The organism is Paenibacillus sp. 01T424 (assembly GCF_056398745.1).
On sequence record NZ_JBFTPZ010000005.1, the window covers coordinates 121,793 to 144,548 of the forward strand.

The 22,756-nt window shown below is 43.7% G+C and carries 17 protein-coding genes; 4 read left to right on the plus strand and 13 right to left on the minus strand.

Annotation, left to right across the window (positions count from 1 at the left end; genetic code table 11):
* Window positions 1-81: 81 nt before the first annotated feature.
* Window positions 82-1,497: a PepSY-associated TM helix domain-containing protein gene (locus tag AC1DPK_RS06210; protein WP_477509673.1), complete on the plus strand. Its 1,416-nt coding sequence runs from the start codon at window positions 82-84 to the stop codon at window positions 1,495-1,497.
* A gap of 19 nt (window positions 1,498-1,516) precedes the next feature.
* Window positions 1,517-2,008 carry a FixH family protein gene (locus tag AC1DPK_RS06215; protein ID WP_475442597.1) on the plus strand — a complete coding sequence of 164 codons (492 nt, stop codon included), beginning with the start codon at window positions 1,517-1,519 and terminating at the stop codon, window positions 2,006-2,008.
* A 66-nt stretch (window positions 2,009-2,074) separates the two neighbouring features.
* Here the strand turns inward: AC1DPK_RS06215 and AC1DPK_RS06220 are convergent, their stop codons facing one another.
* The 6 genes from AC1DPK_RS06220 to AC1DPK_RS06245 form a co-directional block, all read right to left on the minus strand.
* A complete protein-coding gene (locus tag AC1DPK_RS06220) occupies window positions 2,075-2,812 on the minus strand; it encodes an ABC transporter ATP-binding protein (RefSeq protein WP_477509674.1) in 738 nt (245 codons plus the stop codon).
* Window positions 2,805-3,626 carry an ABC transporter permease gene (locus AC1DPK_RS06225; RefSeq protein ID WP_477509675.1) on the minus strand — a complete coding sequence of 274 codons (822 nt, stop codon included), beginning with the start codon at window positions 3,624-3,626 and terminating at the stop codon, window positions 2,805-2,807. Before AC1DPK_RS06225 ends, AC1DPK_RS06220 begins: the two co-directional genes overlap by 8 nt.
* Entirely contained in the window at window positions 3,623-4,192 is a 570-nt protein-coding gene (locus tag AC1DPK_RS06230; RefSeq protein ID WP_477509676.1) for a nitrous oxide reductase accessory protein NosL, read from the minus strand. The genes AC1DPK_RS06225 and AC1DPK_RS06230 overlap by 4 nt, the downstream gene beginning before the upstream one ends.
* On the minus strand, window positions 4,189-5,529 hold the full coding sequence (locus AC1DPK_RS06235; protein WP_477509677.1) for a right-handed parallel beta-helix repeat-containing protein: 1,341 nt from the start codon (window positions 5,527-5,529) through the stop codon (window positions 4,189-4,191). Before AC1DPK_RS06235 ends, AC1DPK_RS06230 begins: the two co-directional genes overlap by 4 nt.
* Window positions 5,526-5,903, minus strand: a complete 378-nt coding sequence (locus AC1DPK_RS06240) for a hypothetical protein (RefSeq protein ID WP_477509678.1) — start codon at window positions 5,901-5,903, stop codon at window positions 5,526-5,528. Before AC1DPK_RS06240 ends, AC1DPK_RS06235 begins: the two co-directional genes overlap by 4 nt.
* 181 nt (window positions 5,904-6,084) lie before the next feature.
* On the minus strand, window positions 6,085-7,179 hold the full coding sequence (locus tag AC1DPK_RS06245) for an alpha/beta hydrolase (protein ID WP_477509823.1): 1,095 nt from the start codon (window positions 7,177-7,179) through the stop codon (window positions 6,085-6,087).
* A 384-nt stretch (window positions 7,180-7,563) separates the two neighbouring features.
* On the opposite strand from AC1DPK_RS06245, the gene AC1DPK_RS06250 reads away from it, so the two are divergent.
* Entirely contained in the window at window positions 7,564-8,337 is a 774-nt protein-coding gene (locus tag AC1DPK_RS06250) for an IclR family transcriptional regulator (protein WP_477509679.1), read from the plus strand.
* Between the two features lie 18 nt (window positions 8,338-8,355).
* On the opposite strand, the gene AC1DPK_RS06255 is transcribed toward AC1DPK_RS06250, so the two are convergent.
* The 6 genes from AC1DPK_RS06255 to AC1DPK_RS06280 form a co-directional block, all read right to left on the minus strand.
* Window positions 8,356-9,531: a Ger(x)C family spore germination protein gene (locus AC1DPK_RS06255; RefSeq protein ID WP_477509824.1), complete on the minus strand. Its 1,176-nt coding sequence runs from the start codon at window positions 9,529-9,531 to the stop codon at window positions 8,356-8,358.
* Between the two features lie 5 nt (window positions 9,532-9,536).
* A complete protein-coding gene (locus tag AC1DPK_RS06260) occupies window positions 9,537-11,015 on the minus strand; it encodes a spore germination protein (RefSeq protein WP_477509680.1) in 1,479 nt (492 codons plus the stop codon).
* A complete protein-coding gene (locus tag AC1DPK_RS06265; RefSeq protein ID WP_441875118.1) occupies window positions 11,012-12,094 on the minus strand; it encodes an endospore germination permease in 1,083 nt (360 codons plus the stop codon). Before AC1DPK_RS06265 ends, AC1DPK_RS06260 begins: the two co-directional genes overlap by 4 nt.
* A gap of 215 nt (window positions 12,095-12,309) precedes the next feature.
* Entirely contained in the window at window positions 12,310-13,350 is a 1,041-nt protein-coding gene (locus AC1DPK_RS06270) for an NADH:flavin oxidoreductase (RefSeq protein ID WP_477509681.1), read from the minus strand.
* A 196-nt stretch (window positions 13,351-13,546) separates the two neighbouring features.
* Window positions 13,547-14,122: a TetR/AcrR family transcriptional regulator gene (locus AC1DPK_RS06275; protein ID WP_477509682.1), complete on the minus strand. Its 576-nt coding sequence runs from the start codon at window positions 14,120-14,122 to the stop codon at window positions 13,547-13,549.
* A gap of 68 nt (window positions 14,123-14,190) precedes the next feature.
* A complete protein-coding gene (locus AC1DPK_RS06280; protein WP_477509683.1) occupies window positions 14,191-15,645 on the minus strand; it encodes an MFS transporter in 1,455 nt (484 codons plus the stop codon).
* Window positions 15,646-15,803: 158 nt separating this feature from the next.
* On the opposite strand from AC1DPK_RS06280, the gene AC1DPK_RS06285 reads away from it, so the two are divergent.
* On the plus strand, window positions 15,804-16,235 hold the full coding sequence (locus tag AC1DPK_RS06285) for a MarR family winged helix-turn-helix transcriptional regulator (protein ID WP_477509825.1): 432 nt from the start codon (window positions 15,804-15,806) through the stop codon (window positions 16,233-16,235).
* A 173-nt stretch (window positions 16,236-16,408) separates the two neighbouring features.
* Here AC1DPK_RS06285 and AC1DPK_RS06290 read toward each other — a convergent pair whose 3' ends face one another.
* Window positions 16,409-22,711, minus strand: a complete 6,303-nt coding sequence (locus AC1DPK_RS06290) for a family 78 glycoside hydrolase catalytic domain (protein WP_477509684.1) — start codon at window positions 22,709-22,711, stop codon at window positions 16,409-16,411.
* Window positions 22,712-22,756: the final 45 nt, after the last annotated feature.

A 22,756-nucleotide genomic window follows, 5' to 3' on the forward strand; every position in this document is an offset into this window, starting at 1 on the left:
CTCTATCGAGTCATCCGATGTTATCCTTCATGACGTTATAATAAATGAGATTTTATTATTACAGGAACGGGGTAACGTTTTATGAGCAATATGCCAGTAGAAAAATTAAACACATCTGAACCCGGGATGAAAAAACGCGCATCAACAGGAATACGCCAAGCCATTTATCAGTCTGTTTGGAGATGGCATTTTTACGCAGGCATTATTTTTGCACCCTTCTTGATCGTTTTAGCATTCAGCGGCTCCGTCTATTTATTCAAACCGCAAATCGAGGGATATTTGTACAAAGATATGCTTACTGTTCGTGAAGTTGGAACAACCAAGATGCCGCCTGAGGGAATTATTGAAAAAACAACAAAAGCTTATCCAGGCACTATAGTATCGTCTATTACGCTCGACGATGATCCTAAATCAAGCTACAAAATGGCGGTAAGCCGGAATGGAACCTCCACAACGATGTACGTGGATCCTTACACTGGCAATGTACTTGGCATGATGAACAGCGACAAAACATTTTCCGCTTTTTTCAAAAAAATGCACAGCGAGCTCGTTATAGGCGGTACCTTTGCCAACTGGCTTGTAGAACTTGCAGCATGCTGGGCGATCATCATGTTATTGACCGGTTTATTCCTTTGGTGGCCACGCAATAAAGCTGCCATATGGGGAACTATTCTTCCAAGGCTCAGTAAACCCGGAAGCCGTATTTTCTGGAGAGATTTGCATGCGGTTCCTGCCTTCTGGATATCCCTCGTTTTGTTAGTCATTATAGCTGGAGGACTGCCATGGTCTGGGATTATGGGGGGACAAATCGATAAGCTGGCTAATTCAACGAACACGAATACGCCTCCCTTCGCGTCCATCTTTGGCGCAAAACCTGAATCCGTTACTGTCGCCAAAGATATTGCCGAGGATTTGCCTTGGGCAGCAGAAAGTTTACCCGTTCCTGCTTCTGTACTAGGGGGTTATGTACCTTTAAGCATAAATGAAATGGAAGCTATTGCTGATCAGCGTCATGTTCTGAAACCCTACACGATTACAATCCCTATAGGAGAAAGCGGTGTTTTTACTGTATCCACATCGCATCCCACACCGGGTAAGGATGCAACGCTTCACATCGATCAATATAGCGGAGCAGTACTGACAGATGTACGCTTTGCAGATTATGGTATTATGGCCAAAGCGATTTCATATGGCATCGCTTTTCATGAAGGCACCCTATTTGGCTTAGCCAATCAGCTGCTTGGATTAATTGCCTGCATGGGACTTATCCTGGTAGCCATAAGCTCTTATGTAATGTGGCGCAAGCGTAAGCCTGAAGGCAAACTTGGCGCTCCAGCCAAACCAAAGAGCAGAAAAATAACGATTGGCGTACTGATCATCATGTTGGCATGCGGCGCTTTAATGCCCTTAGTTGGCTTATCGATTCTTGTAGTTCTTATCCTCGATTTATTCATCCTCCGCAGAATAAAGTCGCTACGGCACTGGTTCTCGGTCTAAGCTTAAGGAGAATGTACTTATGAATGTAACCATCCGCCGTTTGTATAAGTCGGCATTGCCGCTTCTTCTTGTCGTATTGTTATGTAGCTGCACTGCCAAATCTGCTGAAGTTGACGAGAGCGGTCTACCGCCTCATCTAACTGTTAATCTTCTTTTGCCTGAGAACCTCGAAATTGAAAAACCAAACCATTTCTCCGTAGAAGTCCTTAAGAGCGGTAAGCCGATGATAAACGCAGATCAAGCACAATTCATCATCTGGCAGGAAGACGACCAGTCTTCCGCCGTGACCATACAAGCAGAACAATTGTCGCCTGGCGTATATAGTGTCACGCATCCAATTGCCAAGGAAGGCCTTTATGTTGTCCAATCTCGCATTCATTTTGCAAACGATCAGGTTATGCCGGCCAAGCGCTTTGCGATTGGCAAGGATGCGATTGAAAAGCTAGCAATGCTGGAGAGCGCACAACATTCTGGTGAACCTGCACCTGTGGAGAGCGGACATCATCATTAAAGAAGAAATGCAACAAATCCCCCGCCTAAACAGGTCGGGGGATTTGTTTTGTGTATTAGGGAATAATTAAAATCCGTTAAGGCTGCCCGTTAATCCAAACCACTCTGCGAATGCATCCTGAAGTCCTCTCGCGCCTAATTGCTCCCGAATCTGTACAGAAGAACCTTCAAGCTCAATATGACCGCCTCTTAACAGAGCAATTCGGTTAGCAAGCGCCTCTGCCACATGAAGTTGATGTGTTGAAAAAATAACAGTCTGGCCATTCGCTGCGATTTCTTTCACCATACGTACGAAGGTTTCAATCCAGTATGGATCGAGACCATTAGTAGGCTCATCCATCAATACAATGGGCGGCTTGGCCAATAAAGCCTGTGCAAACAATACACGTTGTCGCATTCCTTTCGAGAAGGAGGATACTGATTTTTTCCCAGTATCCGCAAGGCCTACCTCCTCCAGTACTTCCTGTACTCTTAGTTTTGGTACCCCTCGCAGCGATGCCCAAAACGCAAGTGTTTCATAAGCTGTTAATCCAGTACCAAACCGAAAATCATCCGGCATGTAACCTATAAGCTCAGCGTAACGCTTGCGATCATCTTTCCAGCGCAAACCTTGAACAGCAATAATACCGCTGTCAGGCTGTGAAATACCTGCGATCATTCTTAAAATCGTACTTTTGCCTGCGCCATTTCCTCCGCACAAAGCCAAAATTTGACCTCGTTCCACGTTCAAATCAAGCGCATTAATGACGACTTGTTTCTTTATTGATTTCTTGACGCCTTCAAGCTTCACAATAGGATCAGGCACGTGATCGCCTCCTCTCCCAAATGAACTGTGCAGCTGTGATCACGCATCCTATCCATAGAACAGCTGTAAAAGCGAAACCTATACTCCCCGCAGGCTGCTTGATCCATTTGATCCATTCATAATATTCCGGACCTAATATGGCTCCCCCGCCAAGCTTCACTACTGTAAAAAGCCTGGAAAGCTCTGCAGGATTAACAAAAGTGAGTACAGTAACTGCTGGCTTGATAACGGGATATGGCATGAAGCCAAGGACGGAAATAAGCAATGGCGGCCAGCCGATAATAGCAAAAAACCAAATGGCTACACCAATCGTTAAAGCTTGCCAGCGATTTTTCGCGAGTGTACCTATGAGCAGAGCAATGGCAAGAAAAAACAAAGCAATGCTGGCGGAAAAGGATAGCAGCTGCACATATGTCTGCAATCCAAAGCCTGATCCAGCGGCTAAACCAAGAAGACCCGCAGCGCCAAAACCTACAAACACGATAACTAGCAGCACAACTGCAAGCCCTAAGTATTTTCCGAGCATAAATGACCAGGTGCTGATAGGATAAGTCGATAATAACTCCCAGCTTCCGTCCTCCTTCTCTGCGGTCAAAGAAAACGAGCCGAGCAGCAAGGACATCAATGGCAATAAATATAAGACTAGATTAAGCGTTGTTCCGGTAATGCCAGAATAGCCCTGAACATAACCTTGCGCGTTAATTAAGAGCAGGCAGAGCATAAATAATGCAAAAAGACCCATAAAAGAATAGGCCCACGGATTGCGAAACCCTAACTTCAATTCCCTTATTGAAATATAAAGCGTCTGAATCACGACGGGTTACCTTCCGTCTCATGGCCCATGTCCATCTCATCTTTGCTTCCATCGGAATGCATGCTTTCATTGTGCTTCTCCATCTCTTCCATATCCATCATTTCTCGGTTAACTTCCCATTTATGATGAGCAAGCTCATCCGAGCTCAGCAGCTGTCCCTTACCTTGCTCATCGATGTAAGCTTGCGCAGACGCTTTATCCTCAAAGGCAATAACTCCATAAGCCATCGGGGTAATATACTCAGCATCGTAAGCATAATAAGCTTTCTCATATTTAACCCAATCTCCGCTATTATGATCTCTAACAAACTCTGCACCTAATGTTTCGGTTCCGTTCTCAACTTTCCACTTATTCATGCATCCGATGTCATCAAATTTTAAAGACTGACCATCCGTCGTGATGATTTGGGTTGCGTAAGGATCATCCTTTACCGCCATATTGCAGATGACGCATTTATCCGTTTCTTCGTTAATTGCTTGCGGCTTGTATTCCGTGGCTCCACAAGCGCTTGCCAGCATCAAAATAACAAGTAAAAAAATTGTTGCACCTAATCGTCCCGTTTTCATCTTTTTCTTACCCCCATATAAATGATAAAAAACGCCAAAATCAAAAGTCCAGCGCCAACTACCGCAGAATGCAGAAGCGTTTGTGTCGGTAATATAGATTTCAGTTCCCCAGTTGGCCGCATCAACGGAGAAAAGTCTGTTGACCAGAGCTGTCTATCCGACTGATAGAGATCTTCGAGAAAGATCATTCCTGGCGACTGAAAAAACAATTGAAAACCGGGCTTCGCTTTAACAAGACTTTGAAAAAAAGGATTTAATGCATAGGCTATTTCGCTTCTGCCATCGCCATCCGTATCAATGCCTTGGAAGGAATCCCAGTAGTTACCGTCTAGCGCATTGCCAATACTATTTTTTGCTTCTGCGCTTGCCACATTACCTACAAACTGGTTTTTAGTAATCACATTATCTTTAGCATCAAGCAGCTGTATCCCAATAAAATTACCGATTACAGCATTGTCTTCTATTTTGTTTTGCGTGGATTGTTCTACATAAAGCCCGACGCGGTTTCCCTCGACATGATTGCCTATGATTGATGTATCATGTGCGTCAAACAATAAAATGCCTTGGGAATTAACACTTTCACTTTGTTTATTGAATCGGTTTCCAGAAACCTCGACATCGCGAACAGCCATAATCATTGCTCCAGTAATGTTCAGATTGCCGTAATTATTGCGAATGACCGTCCCTTTTGTATACATGCAATGCACACCATAGCGCAGCAGCTCAAAATGATTATTTTCGATTACATTATCATCGCTGTTCTCCATATAAATACCATCGTGCATAGAAGAAATCGTATTCCCATTGAAGTTATTCCCATTCGACTCATACAGATCTATTCCATTTCCTTTGTCAGATAGTTTCAATGGACGATTCTGAGCTACGCCAACCCAATCAATTCTTGTGTTTCGAACTTCACCGTTATTTGCTTTCCTCATCTTGATACCAAAGGAGCCAGTGTGTATTTGCAAACCATCCAGTAAAACGCCATTCGCTTGCACTAAAATAGTAGGGTCTGTCTTAATCGTCTCATCCAAAATGTTAATTCCAGTGATCGAAACGTTATTAGCCTTTATTTGTATGGCTGATTTTTCTGATGTATTTTTAATCGTAACCTCTGCGCCAGACTCTGCTGCCAGTTGTAACGGTTTATCAATAATTATGGGCCCTTCATATGTTCCTGAAGAAAGAAGCAGAGTATCGCCTGCCTGGGCCTCATTAATCAACATCTGCAACGATTTCACCGTTGCTTCAGCCTTTACACTGCTTGCCCCAATCAAAATAGGCAGCATTGCCACAATTAAACCAAACATTAATTTCTGTACAGCTGCTCTCATTGCACCTCTACCTGCTTCTTTTTCGTCACATGGATATCGTCGGTATACAGATGCATGTAGACCTCGTATGTACCCGGCTCTGGAAATGTGTACGTGCCGCTAAATACATTTTGTCCTTCCTTTTTTGCCTCAAAAAACACAGGCTCCTCTTTCACGCGGACTTCAAATGTCATCCCTGAGGATTCGGTAAGCTCAGCTCCCGTGAAATCTGCCATAAGTTCTATCGGCGAGCCTGATACTGGCTTGTCAGGATCTGTCCTCAAGTCCACCTCAATGGCTGCAGGGTCGTTTGTCACTGGAGCCGAAGCAGAGCAAGCTGCTAAGCAAACTAGAATGAAACACAATAACCCCGCTGCTATAATTATTTTTCGCAATGGTTCACCTACTCTCCTAAAAGTACTTCTCTTATTCTAACAACGTATACTTTTAACCAAATGACTCGAAAGAGTCATCTATAGTGCATAAACATCTGTTCACAAAACAAAAAAAGCTGCTACAAAAGTAATTAGTTCTACTTTTGAAACAGCCTCTACATAAGGTTACGGGCATCATTTGTTAAGCAAACAATTCTTTTAATCCTTTTGCGATTTCGTTCATACAATCTTCCGCTTGCGGATATAGCCCTATTTTGTCCATAAAAGCATGGTCTACACCGTTGTATCTGATCATCTTCGTCTTGACACCTGATCTGATTAATTTTCTGGCATAAGCCTCGCCTTCCAATCTCAGATAATCATATTCCGCTTCAATAATAAGGGTTGCTGGCAAACCGCACAAATCGTCTGCTAACAACGGTGATACATAAGGATCGGTTACTTTAGTATTTCCATCCAAATAAATGTTCTCAAGCCCCGTAGAACTGCCTAATGCTCGTATGATTCCCTGAATAAGTTCGTGGTTGTGGTTAACGGTATACTCTTCCAAATTCCATTCAAAATCATCGGTAGCAACGCCGCTCATGCTAACCGTAGGGTAGAGCAACGCCTGATATTTAATCATACCGGTTCCTAAATCCCTATCCATTAGAGAGCACACGGCTGACAAATTCCCGCCTGCACTGTCGCCTGCCACTCCAATTTGTTCCGGGTTGACATTGATTTCAGCTGCATGCTCATATACCCATTTGACCGCATCAAAACAATCGGTAAGTCCGGCAGGATAAGGATTCTCCGGCGCTAAGCGGTAGTCAACGTTCACCACAACAGCCCCTGCTTTTTCTGCCAAACACTTGCACGGGTTTTCAACACTATCTACAGAACCTCCAATAAACCCTCCACCATGGAAAAACACAATTGCAGGCATAGGCCCGCTCTTTTGCGGCGAATAGATACGGATCGGAATCGGACCGTGTTTGCCATCAATCGTTTTATGTTCGGTTTCAATTTCGGTAACGGTAACATCTACGTTTGGCCATCCCATCATAGCTCTGAGTTGACCGATGTTATCCGCAGCGAGTGAACCAAAATCCATCTGGGGTCCGGAAGCCATCGCCTTCAGCATATCCAAAGTAACATTCATCACCCTTGGGTCCAGATCCCCTTCTACATCGGAATCCGGAATTTTTTTAATGACAATATCAAGCCCTTTATGCTTATTGACCTCAACTCGTTGTTCCATCAAAGAAACTAATTTTTTGTACTCTTCATCCATAACCATGATTTTTTCAGCTCCCTTTTCTTGTTTACACATACGAAAACATTTAAATATATAGCGCTTTCATATTCCATTTTACTGCTCAGCTTTGTTCATTCCCTCATAGTGCAGACTCACGCTATGGTCTGTTTAATTTTATCAAGCAGTTCATTCAAACGTTCGTTCCACACGCAAATTTGTAAGCGTTATCAAATCATGATTGAGTCTGATTTCAAAATCAAAATTGTTCCACTCGTCAACTACTCCTCCTTCAAAAAACGTGATTGGATAAGAGCTCTTATGTATGTATAATAATAAGCAAAGTCGACGCAAACAATGCAATTGTTCCTGTATACGGAATTATAAAATTAAAATATAAATCGGAGAATGGGGTTTCAACTCGTGCCGAATACAAATCCGCAGACGCTCTCTTCTGTTAAAAACGCACTACGTTTATTAAAATTGTTTACTGTGCAAACGCCTGATAAAAGACTAACGGAGCTGGCCAAAGAATTAGGTCTAGGTAAAAGCACAACCAGCCGCCTGCTGTCTACCTTGCTGAGCGAAGGTTTTGTTTTTCAAGATCCAGTTTCTCATAAATACAGACTTGGCCAACGCATCGTATCGTTATATCATGTTATGGTTATGTCCTTTGAGGACTTAGCTGAAGCAGCAAGCCCCTTCATTGAGCGTCTCGCGCAAGAAACCTCCGAAGCACTCCGAATAGCTGTATTGGAGGAAAATGAAGTAGCTTATATTTATCAAAGAGAGGGTTTAAGTAAAAAAGACATTGGTTCTTTTGTGGGAGGGAGAAATCCGCTTCATTGCACGAGTTCCGGAAAAATGCTTTTAGCCTTTCAAAATGAGCTTGAAATGAACAAAATGTTGAACCAACCTCTTAGCAAGTTTACTTCAAAAACAATTACTGACCCCTCCCTGTTGAAAGAGGAACTGAAACGAATTCGGAAACAGGATTATTGCGTCGTAATTGGGGAATTCAACGAAAACTTAGTTTCCATTTCATCTCCAATTCGAGACTCGAACGGTCAGGTTATTTCCGCACTTACTTTAATTAGCTCCATACATCGTATGGATGAAAATCGAATTATCTCCTATACGAATAAAGTCTTAAAAACGGCTAAAGAAATTTCACGGCAGTTTGGTTATTTGAAATGAACACAGCATCGCTTTGTATTATTTCGAAGGGTCTTTATGGTTTGAAACGGAATATTTTTCAGAACTCGAATGTACAATATTCAAGTCAATTTTGACTTCATTAATTGGATTTTCTTTTAACAGCAGTTCCCCAGCCGGAGAGCTAGCTTTCCACTGACGGTAATGGTGTCGATATAAATCATGTTCAAGATTTAAGACATCTGTCTTCGTCTCTTTTCCTGTACGGTATAACTCAACAATTTCTTGATCGATTGTTTTTTTCGTCTCGTCAGTTAATTGCTTCATCCCAAGAAAGCTGTTCTTGGTCTGGCTTACGATATAAGCTTTCGCTTTTATCTCAATATTATATTTAGGTTTTCCTTCCGCACTTACAAGCTTCAACTTGGTTTTAGGATTTTCTACAACAATTTGAACGGTTTCCTGCGTATTTTTAGGTACAGATACACCTGCACGAATTGTCCCCTGTTGCATCCAGCGCAGTCCAGACAGTTTTTTTAATGGGATGTAGCTTTGATAAGCTTCGTTTTTGAGAAATATAGCCCCATCAATCATCAGTTTGGGCTCGTTTTTGTTTTTTTCCTTCCATTGCTTGTTGTTTACAGCTAGTACTGGAATACAAGAAGTATAGCCAGGTTCATATATCTCTCCGATTAATCGGTGGAGCTTAATCGGTTTTATAGTAGAGCTTTGAGCATAAATTCCTTCCGGTTCATGGAGAATGGTGCTCAGCGGAGACTGTCCTAGAAAACCACCTGTGCTGAGAATATCCTTTACCGATTCTCTTGTCCCGAATACCCAAGGCGTTAAACGAAATTCATAATATCGAACAATACTATCGTAGATTTCTCCAAATCCTCTTTTGAAAGCCGCTTCACTCACGATAACAGAAGTCAAATGCCCCCAATAAATTCGTTCTTGTGCGGTTTGATATAGAGCAAAGAAGGACTCTTCAAAAGAGCTTCCTACCCCCTCGCCCACCCAAATTTTCGCTGTTTGCTTCTTTCCTTCAGTCGATTTAGCGATCGATTGAAAATCAACAAACTGGATATAACCGTGATATTTTCCATCCTTGTAGTCCACGCCAATTGCCGATGCATAATTCAATTTCTCAATATCCTTAACATCTGAAGCACAGCCTGAGATACATAACGAGAGGACTATCAGAACAAAAGTCAATCGTAAATTACGCATCATTTCTCTCACCTTTTCCTTTTGTTTAACATCGCCGAAGAGAAACGTGACCTTCTGAACGGATCAGCAAGCAACGCAGATAACCAGTCTTTCATTCGCAATGAGGATATCGGCTCTAGATAGGAAAGCCCAAACGAATCGAGCCTGCATAAATAGATCAGAATCAGAAACATGCACAGGAAGAAACCGTAAATGCCAAGCATAGAGGAAATTAACAAAATAAAAAGTCTGAGCAGGCTCACTGTTCCTGACAGCGACTGATTGACCAAACTAAATGTAGCTACCACCGAAATTGCAATAACAACAAGCAATGTGGGTGAAGCAAGCCCAGCCTTTATTAACGAGTCTCCAATAATTAAACCGCCGACAATACCGATGGTTTGTCCAACAGCTTTAGGCAGCCGAACGCCTGCTTCTCTAAGCAATTCAAATTGAAATAACAGCAGCAATGCTTCAAGGAAAGATGGCATAGGAACACCTTCACGAGATATGACTACTGTTGATAATAAGGAGAAAGGGATTTGATCCAGATTTACGGTCGCAATGGCAATCCAGAAGCCAGGTAAAAAAATACTTAGTATGAGCCCTATAATGCGAAGGGCTCTTTGAAACATGACATAAAAATAGGGGAAGTGGACATCCTCAGGTGATTTTAATAACTCAAAAAAGTTGCTCGGTCCGATCAGTACCATTGGTGATCCGTCTACAACAATGATAAATCTCCCCCGCAGAAGTGTTTCGATAACAAAATCAGGACGACCAATATAATCAATTAATGGAAACAGCGAGAAGGTTCGATCCGATAACCATTGCTCCAACTGCCCACTGCTTACCACACTTTCCAAATCAATGTTACTCAATCGTTTACGTGCTTCGGCTATCATTACCGGGTTCGCTTTATGACTAAGATAAAGCAAAGATACTTCGGTTTTGCTAATGTTTCCAATGACGAACTGCTCACTGAACAGCAAACCCGTTTGCATCCGTTTCCGAATGAGTGAGATATTCGTAAACAAATCTTCCGTGAATGCGTCTTTTGGCCCCTTAATTGAAATTTCTGTATTCGATTCCTGCAACGACCGCTGTGGAATCTTAGAAATGTGAACAACCCAAAAGTCCACTGCTCCTTCACAATATATAATCAAGCTGCCGCAAAATAAATGAGACACCATATCTTCAGCTGTCGTTTTTATTGCGAATAAGGGTAATTCGTCCACTTGAGCCTGTACTTCATCCGTACCGCATAACATGGCGTTTATATACTGGCACATGCGGGTGAAATAGATGTTCAACTCCGTTTTATCAACCATTCCTTCACAATAAAATGCCGTCAGCTTATCCTGCATCTCCAGTTGCGGCAATGGGGGAAATTGTACATCTGAGTAATTGGAGAATACATCTATCAATTGGCTCTTCCTTAGGCTTCCACTATGCAGGCTAGTTTCCAGATCAACAAAAAGCTTTGATTCTTCAAGCAGCTGATTCATTGGGCTTCCTCTCTTCGATGTGGCATATAGGTGATCATAAAGAGTATCGCCGTTATGGCTACTCCAAACCACAGTGAATAGGTATAGAAGTAGCGCTGAATGAACGCCTGCATGCTAATATCACTAATCATTAATAACGAAGGTATAGAAATGACAACTGTTATGCAAATCATAATCGTTTTTGAATATTTCTCAGAACCACGTCCCATAAGTTGAGCTAAAAAATAGATGATAAGGGCCGTTCTCACGATACTTCCGGCCATTAATTGAAAAGCTGCAAAAAAGTCTACATGCGAAATATGTCTTCCGATCATCACCAGCCTCCACTGCTCAAAAGCGGGAAACCGAAAATTTTCAGCCTGGATCGGCCCAAAGGAAGCTAAAGATCCTATAGTAGGTCCCATGATCAATCCCACTAATAAGGTAAGCAGCACAAAAACGGTGCTATAATTTAAAGGTTTCTTCAATTTATGCTGTAATAGAAGCAGCACCATGAGGTCTATGCTCCCGCCAAAAACGACCACTATTCCTCTCAGATCTGGACCTATTCCTTCTGTCAAAATGGGTTGCAGCATGCCGTAATCTTTGCTGTTCTTTGTCATAATAGCTACGCCGATTCCCAATATCCAAACGACAGGCAATAATACGGTAGACATATATACGATGGTTTTGAGTCCCCCTCTAGCAGCGCAGTAAGCCAAGAAAATAAAGCTGAGGATAACGATAGCACTCGGTGTTCTCGGGAGGAAATAAATATTGACGTTTTTTGTTGTATCAAAAACAATCATCATGCCGGCTACCAGTAAATATAGAGCGAATCCACCGCCAATGACATTAAAACCGATTTTTCCGATTCGGCCTTCAATCCAGCTTTGAAATGATAAAGTACTCATCGATTTTAAAATCCAATATAAGATCAGGCTCCAAACAATCAATCCAACATAAGCAAGCAGAATACTAATCCAGGCATCGCGTCCCGCTGCTTTTAACAGATGTGGAATGATTAGTACATGATTCGATATTCCGAGCGATAACAACAATAAAAAAATGATTTGAAGTCTAGAAAAGGATACTTCCACTGTTATTCACCTCCATTTTCCGGACAATATTTCATTTGGTATAATTACCCTCGAAGCGCCCAATTATGCATGGAGATGGAGCTTTATCCCATTTCACATCAATAGACCAATAATATGTATGCATGATTTAAATGAAATGTAAAAAAGCATGCTGCATTACGCAGCATGCTTACTCACCTATTATTTCCACCTGAAATAGCGATTAATATCCTGACTTAATTTAGTGTTTTTAATGCCTCTGAAGTAAATGGAATCAGCTCGTCTGTCCGGCCATCCCGGATTTTGGCTGCCCAAGCCGGATCAACCAATAGCGCTCGGCCGATGGCTACCATGTCGAACTCTTCACGCTCGAGCCTTTGAATCAATCCTTCAAGCCCGACGTTAGTGGCACCCTTTCCTTCTTGGAAAAGGCTAATGAAGTCGCCATCAAGGCCAACAGATCCAACGGTAATCGTTGGTTTGCCTGTAAGCTTTTTGACCCATCCGGCAAAATTAAGATCAGAGCCTTCGAATTCAGGCTCCCAGAAACGGCGAGTGGAGCAATGGAATATATCTACGCCTGCCTCAACGAGCGGGGCAAGGAACTGTTCCAGCAGTTCCGGGGTTTCTGCTAATTTTGCTGTGTATTCATTCGATTTCCATTGGGATAATCGCAGTACGATGGGGAATTCTGCTCCGACTGCCAGGCGGCAAGCTTTGACAACCTCTACCGCAAAGGTAGTACGTGCCAGCATGTCCCCGCCATAACGATCCGTGCGCGGATTAGTCTTCTCCCAAAGGAATTGATCAATTAAATATCCATGCGCGCCGTGCAGCTCAATGCCATCGAATCCAATCCGCTTGGCTTCCAGCGCTGAATGTGCGAATGATTGGACGATATCTGCAATTTCTGCTTCCGTATAATCGCCAACATGTCCGCGTGCTCCCATATGCCAAATTTGCGGAATAATCTTACCGCCTGCTTCATGTACTTCAGACACCACGTTTGCCCAGCCATTTAAGGCTGCTTCGCCGTAAAAATGGGGAATGTTCTGCTGATTGGATGCATCCGGGTGATTGATAATGGTTCCTTCAGTCACAATCAGTCCTACACCGTTCTCTGCTCTGTGACGATAGTAGGAAGCTACATTTGCACCTGGCACGCCATTAGGTGAAAATTGACGGGTCATCGGTGCCATGACGATCCGATTAGCTAATTCCAAATTTCCTAATTTGAAAGGTTTAAACAGCGGTTCTACGGTTTGAGTATAGTTCATAATAGCCTCCAAAATTAATTTTATAATGTTGCGTAATATAACAGGCAGTCGCCTGCAGCAATCTGCGCGATTTTAATGTGAATGTTCATCCAAAGGGAATTACCTGCCCACCACCTCCTTAAGGTTGTAGTGTTTGTTTATCATCTGAATTTATTTCATATTCTTGACTCATCGGTCAAAATCTTGGCAAAAAAAATCAAGGCAAAATCATTGCAAAAGATGTATGCAAGACCGCCTCGATTTGTTCACGAGCTGCGCCTGACTTCTCTAAAATTCTAGCGCCAGAAATAGCGTTGTTCAAATAAGCTGCAAGCTCTTTGCTGGAAAAACTGGAGGTGATCAATTGCTGCTGCTGACCGCTGCTCATGATTTTCTCTAGAACCTGTTCGGCTTCGAGGAACATGAGCTCGATTTCGCGAGTGACCTGCTCGTCCTCTTTTCCGAACTCCAGAGACGAATTGACCATTAAGCATCCTCGGCACATGGCTTCATCGTTTAGAAGAGATCTGCGTAATGAGTCGAGCTTCTCCAGTGGAGAAATGTTCTGCTCCTCCAGCTCTTTCAGTAACGAAATGCTCTGTTCGCGATAATGTGCTAAAGCCTTCAGGAACAAGGCTCTCTTGTCATGAAATACACAGTATAAGCTTTGCTTCTTAACTCCCGTCATACGGGTTAGATCCTCATAAGAGGTGGACTTAAACCCTTTGGACCAGAACACTTCCATGGACTGGTGCAAAACACGATCGACATCAAATTCTCTTGGTCTGCTCATGTGATAACCTTACCACGTTCTTGACTGTTCAGTCAAGAACGTGGAAGGATACTTAAAGTCATGCGGTTTTAGGCTGTTGCTCTTTTTGCTTTTTTCATAATGACAAGTCTCCAGCCAGTCAGCATTGCACATACTAAGCAAATGGCCGACGATGTCATGAATACAAGATGCATGCCTGAAAGGAAAATAGCGGGTTGGCCTGGAATCAAATCGGTTACCCGGTATCCGGATTTGCTGCTCATTTCGTGAAACAAGATGGTAGTGGCAAGCGTAATGCCGACAACCATACCCACGTTGCGAACCAGTGAGTTGACACTGCCGGCAGAGCCGAGCTGTGTGCGTGGAACCTTGGACATGATTAAAGAATTGTTTGGCGGTTGAAATAAACCGCTGCCGATGCCGAGCATAGCGATCCAAACGCCCACGAGCACAACAGAGCTGCCGTCATGCAGGCGGGCTAGCCCAAATTGTGCGATGACCATCACGATTAGCCCAGCGAAGGTGAGTGCTTCAGAGCCGATCTTATCCGATAATGCACCACTTATCGGAGAGATGACGACCATGCAGATCGGGAATAACATAAGCAGGAACCCTGCATAGAAGGGGGACAGCTCCAGCATATTCTGCGCATAGAAAGGTGCAATAATGTTAAAGCAGAAGTTAGCAGCAAACACAAGAAAGCCGCAAAGAATACTGAGTGAAAACAAAGAATTTCTAAATAGCGAAAGCTGCAACAGCGGATGAGGACTGCGAAGCTCCACTCCTATAAAAGCGATGAAAGCAGCGCCTGCTACGATCAGTGATAAAATAATCAGGCTGTCTCCATACCCTAATTGCTGACCAAGCAGCAGTCCAGCAAACAGCGCGATAATGAACACGGCGAACAAAAGACTGCCGGGAATATCGATTTTAGATTTTACCTTGATAAAGTCCGAAGGCAATACCTTCCATCCGAGGATAATGGCAATCAGTCCGATCGGAACGTTCACCCAGAAAATATATTCCCAGCCTAAGGTCGAGACAATAATGCCGCCCAAGCTAGGTCCCGCAATACTGCCTAACGAAACGAAGGTACCGATCAACCCAATCGCTTTGCCCCTCTCTGTGGACGGGAAAATATCGGTGACAATGCCCTGACTGTTGGCCATGGTCATCGAAGCCCCAATCGCCTGTATAACCCGTGAAGCGATGAGGAAGGGTAGGGATGAGCTTAGTCCGCAAAGCAGTGATCCAAAAATGAAAACGACCATGCCAATTTTGAAGATTTTTATTTTTCCAGCAATATCCCCCAGCTTTCCAAAGAAAAGTATGGCCGTGCAAATCGACATTAAATAGATGGTCGTCACCCACTCTACCTGCGCTAGAGGCAGATGCAGCTGCTTGACCAGCACAGGCAAAGCAATATTGACAATGCTGCCATCAAGCGTCGCCATAAACGTGAATAAATTTAATACGATCAGGATCATCCAACGTTTTTTCTGGATCGCCTCATCCTCTTGATAAGTTGCACCAATTGTACTCATACCTAGCACCTCATGCCTCTTTATTGATATATAGTTGCGAACGCAACCAAATAATACACCCAGTGTACTACAATGTAGTTGCGCGCGCAACCAATTTCATGTAGTGTTTGAGGAAAGGCTAATCGACGATTTGAAATTTATTTAAAGAGGTGCGCATGATGAAATCGAACCAGGAACCGATCGGCAAGCTGATCTCTCAGCTTCATCGCCAAAATCAAAAAAAGCTCGCTGGTGAGCTTTTGCCCTATGGTATCGGCAGTGGCGGGCAGCCAAGCTTCCTTAAGCTGATTCTGAAACAACCTGGCATAACACAGGATCAAATGACCAATGAGTTGAAATTTGATAAGGCTACAACGGCTCGTTCAGTAAAGCAGCTGGAGGAGTCCGGATATATCGAGCGGAGAGTTGATCCTAAGGACCGCCGCTCTTCCCTGCTCTACCCGACATCGAAGGCACTTAAGTTTGCTCCGGTGCTCCAAGCGATTCTTGCGGAAATAAATAACACGCTTGCCGAAGGATTATCAGCAGAAGAGATAGAACTATTGGTTACTTTGCTCCAAAAGATCAATAAGAATTCTGCGCACTTATAAGCGATTTTGTCAAATATAGAGCGAGAAAATCAGAGATAAGATCTGGAATACAAATGGAATGCAAAAAAAAAGAGCGGGTTATCTTTTCGATAACCTGCTCTTTTCCTTGTTCTTTGGCCCTGTGTCTTAACTTTAAGCATAACCATTATTTTTCTTAATCAATTACAAAAATGCTATTCTGTGCGCCACTCGTCGAGGATCATTTGGGCAACTGCTGCTAAAGTACGAATATCAATTGCTTTTATGCCTAGCACATCCGCTTTCTCAATTTCAGACCAGTTCGGATCTGCTGAGGTTACACCGTAGAATTTCGCAATAATCGATAGATCTCGTATCGTAACCTTCGTTTGTCCCTCGATTAATGTCACGATCTTCGCTGTGAATACTTGAACAGCTTTGTTTAGCAACGTTACAGCTTCATCCACCTGCCACTGGCTGCTGCCAGCATTTTTGGCCGTATTAATAGCTGCTTGAAGCGCCGCTTTTGATCCTGCAGCATACTTTCCAACCTTAGTCCCTTCAATCGCCCTGTCATGTTTCGTCTGTGCTGCTGCAATCGCAGCGTTCAATACGGTTCTGTCCACAGGAATCGATGGAATGACCGAGTCGGCAAACCGTTTCATAGCCGCATTCAAAGCATTAAGCGCACCAGCAACTTCCTCACCTGTCGCATTCGCATCATTCTTGACGGCTGTCGCGCTGTTGATTGCTGCTTGCAATACTGCTTTAGCTCCAATTGGATACTGACCAGGTAAAGTTCCTTCCACCGCAGCTTCATGAGCGGACTCCGCTTGCTGGATTGCTGTATTCAGCGCCGTTTTATCAGCAAGATTCACTTCGATTAATAGCGAAGCTTCGGACACATTCATTATCGTTCCTTTGCCATTCATCGATACTTCGAAATCAGACAACGATGCGGTCGTGTTGCCTGCCTTCGCTTCTGCCTTCACCTTACCGTGAAGGCTGAACAAAGGACCACCGTCGATGCCGCCTTGCTGCTCACCCGTGGTTGCCATAATGATTCGAATCTGGCCAAGCTCTGGTTTAACCGCACTCCCGAATACAGCGAAATTCGGCTTCAACGATTGAATGGCTGACGGATCTAACGCTTGAGATATGCCTTCTTTCACTGTCTGGAATTCAAACTTCTGCGGATCATAATGAAAAATAACATCAAGAGCCGTGAAATTCGAACTTATATTGTCCGTTCCAATTGTCCACTCTGCCAACTGCCCTGCTAAAACCATTGCAGGACCTGACAGTGTGGCCATATCTTTTTCTAAAGCAACTGCGCTTACTTTGACATTCAGTGCAGCTGTTTTTGCTCCATCTTCCGTCTTCGCCGTTATGAGACCTGTTAATGCTTCCGCTCCCTTATTGGTTGCGGTAACGGTTGCTTTGGTTACTGCACTAGCCTCATCATAATGAACATTCGTGACAACGATGTTCTCATGATTAGATACAAAATGCACATTTTTGTTTGTTGCATTCGCCGGAAAGACGGTAGCAGAAATTTCAATGCTTTCACCATCCTTCAATTCGATGGAAGAACGATCGAGCTTTAGTTCAGTAACAGGAATAGTTGCGCTTACTTCGAAACGCTTGATTGCTTGCGTCATACCATTGCCTGCAACCACTGTGTAAGTTCCCGAAGACGCATCTTTTTCTATTAAATAGGATTCACTAAATACACCGCCAGGCAATTCTTTATTGAACAACATTGCTTGATCCGGCCCTAGTACCTTTACCTCCACTTTATCGAGTGTCGTATACCCCGCTATCGTTACGGAGTCCCCAGCTACTCTAGCAGGAATATCCTGTAATGAGACATATTCTGCGTTCAGCGGCATCGTCCAAACGTCGGCAATCGAAGGATCATAATTGCGTCCTTCCTCATCTTCTTGGAACCGAACAGTCACCTTGCCATTCTTTGTTAAAGAGATATCGTCTACAACAAATTGATAGGTTACAATACCTCGGCTATCTTTTTCATTCACGCGGCTGAGCACTTTCGTTCCGTTTACCAATACATAATAATCTTTCATTTGTGCCCGATCATACGTTTCGATTGCCCTAATGATGAAAGGTTTGCCTGGCTCAACGGCCATATCAAATTGGAAATAACCATTTGCGTCTCCATGATTAACATATCTTCTCGTTAATCCCTCCTCAACATTTGCACCGGACTGAGCGGAAAACTTTACATTATGTTTTTGTTCAGAGCCTTGTTCGCCAACGTCTACATGATCGTAAAAGTCTATCGGCGGGTTTTTATATCGCACTTGAATGGCCGTACTGCTCTTGGCTGCTTCAGCTCCATTAAACGAAGCAATCGCATGCAGCTCAGCAGCCGTTTCAACGGCAAGAAGCGGTGATTTCACCTCAAAACTAATATTCTTTTCTTCACCGGCTTCAAGGCTATAGGCTTGGCGTGCAGGGGAAACCGTCCAGTTTAAAGGAGCACTGAGCTCAATAGTTTCTTCAATGGAAAAGCTTCCTTTGTTTTGAATGGTTGTATTAACCGTTGCTGTACCGCTAGGCTCGATTGTTGCTGGTTCAGCCTTTAATGCTTTGATAATAATTGGCGAATCGATCTTTATTGTCGTCTTCAAAGGCACTTCCACTGTTGCATCATTTATTTTGTAGCTTCCGCTGCCAACTATACTCAATAGGCTAGTGGGTTTCTGTTGCTCCGACACTTTCACTAGGAATGCAGCAGCAAACGTTTCACCTGGTTTAATGACAGCTATTTGGTTATCTCCTATCGAAGTGACTTCCCATCCTTCGGGCTTCTGGAGAGTATAACGCACATCATTAATGCTCGCATCGCCATCGTTAGTTGCTTTCACTTCAACTGTAAATGTATTTCCGGGCAGTACGGATAGCTCGGAAGGGCTAATTAACCACTTTATTCCTAGCTTTTCATTACTAATGGCTGACAAAAACGTTGTTGCGTTTGAAACAAGATTTACTAATTTTTTAGCAATAGCGTCGTTTATTGACCCAGCATCTCTTTGTTCTTGCAACCATAGCTGTAAACCGTCTGTTTCAAATAAAGCATGATGAACTTGCTCGATAAAGAGTGCATCATCACCGGCTTTGTACGCCTCAATACTTGCTTCAATTCGGCTTGCAAGCGCCTCGCCTTTACCTGAAAGTGCCTGAGTTTGTTCGCTGCTGAGCTCTCCATTATTGGAATAGCTTATTACTTCATTTTGAAATTTCTCCGCCTCATCAAGTGCACTGCCTAAATCTCCAATAATAGGATCAACTACAAACTGATAATCACCCGAGCCTACAGTGAATACCGCATTGCCTTCCTCCATACCAACAAATTGTACACCTTCCACCGACAATGCAAATTGGCCGCTCTCTGTTACTGCCCACTTGCTGTCAGCAGGGATATAGACCGTAGCCGTTGTGTTTGCTGGAATCGTGACATGCTGGCTAAAAATATCCCCTTCTTTTTTCCAATCGCTTACAATCATGCCGTAAACAGAATTGTACGATCCTTTGGCACTAGTCAAATCTCCGCCAGGTCGAGGTTTAATCAAAATATGCTTATAACCCGGGCTTGCAGGGTCCTGTTGAATGCCGGCAATATTTTGATACATCCAGTCTCCGACTGCTCCATAAGCATAATGGTTAAAGGAGTTCATGCCAATGTCTTGGAAACTGCCATCCGGCTTAATAGAATCCCAGCGCTCCCACATCGTAGTCGCACCATTTTTGATCTGATATCCCCATGAAGGATAAGTGTCATTGTTGAGCAATCGGTAAGCAACATCCAAATGTCCCGTTTCGCTCAATACCGGCAATAAATCTCTCGTCCCAAGAAAACCGGTTGATAAATGCCAGTCGCGCGCTTTAATCAGCTCTACCAAATGATCCGCCGCAGCTTGACGTTTCGATTCGGGAACCAAATCCATGTACAAAGCCAACACGTATCCCGTTTGGCTATTTCCTTTAACTTTTCCATCTTCGCTAACATAGGCTTTAATAAACGCTGCTTTCACTTGCTCATAAAGCTGCTCGTACTTGTCGGCATCCTTTTGACGGCCGATGGCATGCCCCATTTCGGATACCAGTTTTGTACTGTACGCAAAATAAGCGGTAGAAATTAAATCTCCTGGCGTTGGATCATTCACATCCAGCCAATCACCATACATGGACGACGGACGAATTAGCCCAGAGCTATTTTTTCTCATATATTCGATCCAGTGAACCATTTCATCATAATTTTCTTCAATAACACGGATATCTCCGTAACGCTGCCAAATGGTATACGGAACGGTAACGCCAGCATCCCCCCAGCCGGCATTGCCTCTTTCTCCGAGAACATTAGGCGCTACATCGGGAAAAGCACCGTTAATCGATTGTCCATCTCTCAAATCTCTCATCCATTTGCTTCCTATAAACTTTGCCACGTCCATATTAAAAGCAGCAGCTCCAATAAAGACATTGATGTCACCGGTCCAACCCAAACGCTCGTCACGCGCAGGCGTATCGGTAGGAACCTCCAAGAAATTGCCTCGCTGCCCCCAAGTAATATTGCTTTGCAGTTGATTCAACATCGCACTAGAAGTTTCTAACTTGCCGCTAAACGGTGCTGCTGTATGCATGACCATCCCTGTAACGGCATCCATACTCGGCACACCGGGATAACCCGTTACCTCCACATAACGGAAACCATGAAACGTAAACTTCGGCTCATATACTTCATCTCCGCCGCCCTTCAAGGTATAACGGTCCGTTGCTTTTGCCGCACGCAAGTTTGCTGTATAGAAGGTCCCGTCCGGGTTCAACACCTCTGCATGTCGCAGAGTAACCGTTTGACCTGCTTCACCGCTTACTTTTAGCCTTACGGTTCCGACCATGTTCTGCCCTAAATCAAACACATATTTGCCAGGTTCCGGCTCCGTCATCTTAATCGGCTTCATTTCTTCAATTAATTGTACCGTTGGGCCATCCTGGGCGACTAGCTTCCCAGTCACTTCTTCCTCTAATTTCTGAACCGAATCCCAGCTCGATGCATCGAAGGCAGGAGTATCCCATCCGTCTAATTCTTTCGTTGCATCATAGGTCTCTCCCATCAAAATACTAGAAGATACAATTGGTCCTGCTGCCCATTTCCATGATTGATCCGTTCCAATTGTTTCTGTTGAACCGTCTGTGTACTCCAGATTTAATTGCATGAACAAATAATTGCTATCGCCATAAATGTTCGGACCAATAAAACCTACATGTCCTGAATACCATCCCTCAGCCAATATAGCGCCAATGACGTTGTCACCGTTTTGAAGCAAATCAGTTACATCATAAGTCTGGTATTGAATATGCTTCGTGTAATCTGTCCATCCTGGCGTAAATAAATCTCGGCCTATACGTTTGCCGTTAATGCTAGGTTCATATATTCCGAGAGCGCTGGAGTAAAGTCTTGCTTTTGCAATGGACTTCTCTAAAGAGAAACCTTTGCGAATGTAAGGAGGCGAAGCTGTAATTTTTACATTTTTCCCCCATGGCGACTCCCCATAGGACGCGACGATCATCGCAGCTGACCAGCTGCTGTCATCAAAATCCGATTTCTCCCATCCCTCCATCTTTACCTTGGCCGCTTTCAAACCTTGATCCATATTCAATTGAAGAGGTGTTCCTTCCTCGAATACCACTTTCAAGCTGCCAAGAAGACCAGCAGGTCCGCCATCGTTTGACGTTTGGATTGCAATCGTATTAGATCCAGGAATGAGTGCACTTGAGACATCTACAATTTTGCCTTCTTTCCATGAATCGACCGCTTTGATAGAACTGCCCATTCGCTTTCCATTCACATATAACACGAACCCATCATCCGCAGTTAATAAAAATTTCCCTTGTGTTATTGTCCGGTCTAACGGTAATTGAATGGTTTTGCGAAAATAGCGATCTCCTGCAGGAGCATTTGAAGCCGGATTCCCTTCCGGAAACCAAACCCATTTAAGACCTTCTGTTGTCATATTGTTCGCGTCGCTCATGCCGATCCATTCCGCTTGCCAATCCGAATCATGGAGAAGACCCATTTCCCACCAAGCAGGATCACTCCATTCTGAAGCCCTCTCATTGTTCAAGTCCCATACTTTTACTCTCCAAAAGTAACGTTTGCCGGACTCCAAAGGTTTGCCGTCATAAACGACATTTACCGATTGATTCGAATCAACTTTATCGGTATTCCACACATCCGGTTGGTTATCCAGCAATTTCTGTTTGGTGCTAGCTACCTGAATGGCATATGCTGTTTGAAGCTGTCCACGTTTATCGGACTGAAGCTTCCAACTCAACCTCGGCTTCATCACATCAATACCGATCGGATTGTTCGTGTACTCCGTCGTTAAATCGGTTACCGCCATCGTTGCTCCCGTTCCACCCGCTTCGCCATACGCCATACTAGTCATAGGCAAGCATAATGTGAAGCCGATCACCAAAGCTAATAGAAGACTCATGGTTTTCCTCATACTTTTTTCCCTCGACTTTCCTTTGTTATTGTT

Coding starts and splice junctions, on each gene's coding strand:
- AC1DPK_RS06235 (WP_477509677.1), bottom strand. CDS start 5,529: ATGAGAGCAGCTGTACAGAAATTAATGTTTGGTTTAATTGTGGCAATG.
- AC1DPK_RS06215 (WP_475442597.1), top strand. CDS start 1,517: ATGAATGTAACCATCCGCCGTTTGTATAAGTCGGCATTGCCGCTTCTT.
- AC1DPK_RS06275 (WP_477509682.1), bottom strand. CDS start 14,122: ATGAGCAGACCAAGAGAATTTGATGTCGATCGTGTTTTGCACCAGTCC.
- AC1DPK_RS06290 (WP_477509684.1), bottom strand. CDS start 22,711: ATGAGTCTTCTATTAGCTTTGGTGATCGGCTTCACATTATGCTTGCCT.
- AC1DPK_RS06260 (WP_477509680.1), bottom strand. CDS start 11,015: ATGAATCAGCTGCTTGAAGAATCAAAGCTTTTTGTTGATCTGGAAACT.
- AC1DPK_RS06280 (WP_477509683.1), bottom strand. CDS start 15,645: ATGAGTACAATTGGTGCAACTTATCAAGAGGATGAGGCGATCCAGAAA.
- AC1DPK_RS06230 (WP_477509676.1), bottom strand. CDS start 4,192: ATGAAAACGGGACGATTAGGTGCAACAATTTTTTTACTTGTTATTTTG.
- AC1DPK_RS06270 (WP_477509681.1), bottom strand. CDS start 13,350: ATGAACTATACTCAAACCGTAGAACCGCTGTTTAAACCTTTCAAATTA.
- AC1DPK_RS06245 (WP_477509823.1), bottom strand. CDS start 7,179: ATGGATGAAGAGTACAAAAAATTAGTTTCTTTGATGGAACAACGAGTT.
- AC1DPK_RS06255 (WP_477509824.1), bottom strand. CDS start 9,531: ATGATGCGTAATTTACGATTGACTTTTGTTCTGATAGTCCTCTCGTTA.
- AC1DPK_RS06285 (WP_477509825.1), top strand. CDS start 15,804: ATGAAATCGAACCAGGAACCGATCGGCAAGCTGATCTCTCAGCTTCAT.
- AC1DPK_RS06210 (WP_477509673.1), top strand. CDS start 82: ATGAGCAATATGCCAGTAGAAAAATTAAACACATCTGAACCCGGGATG.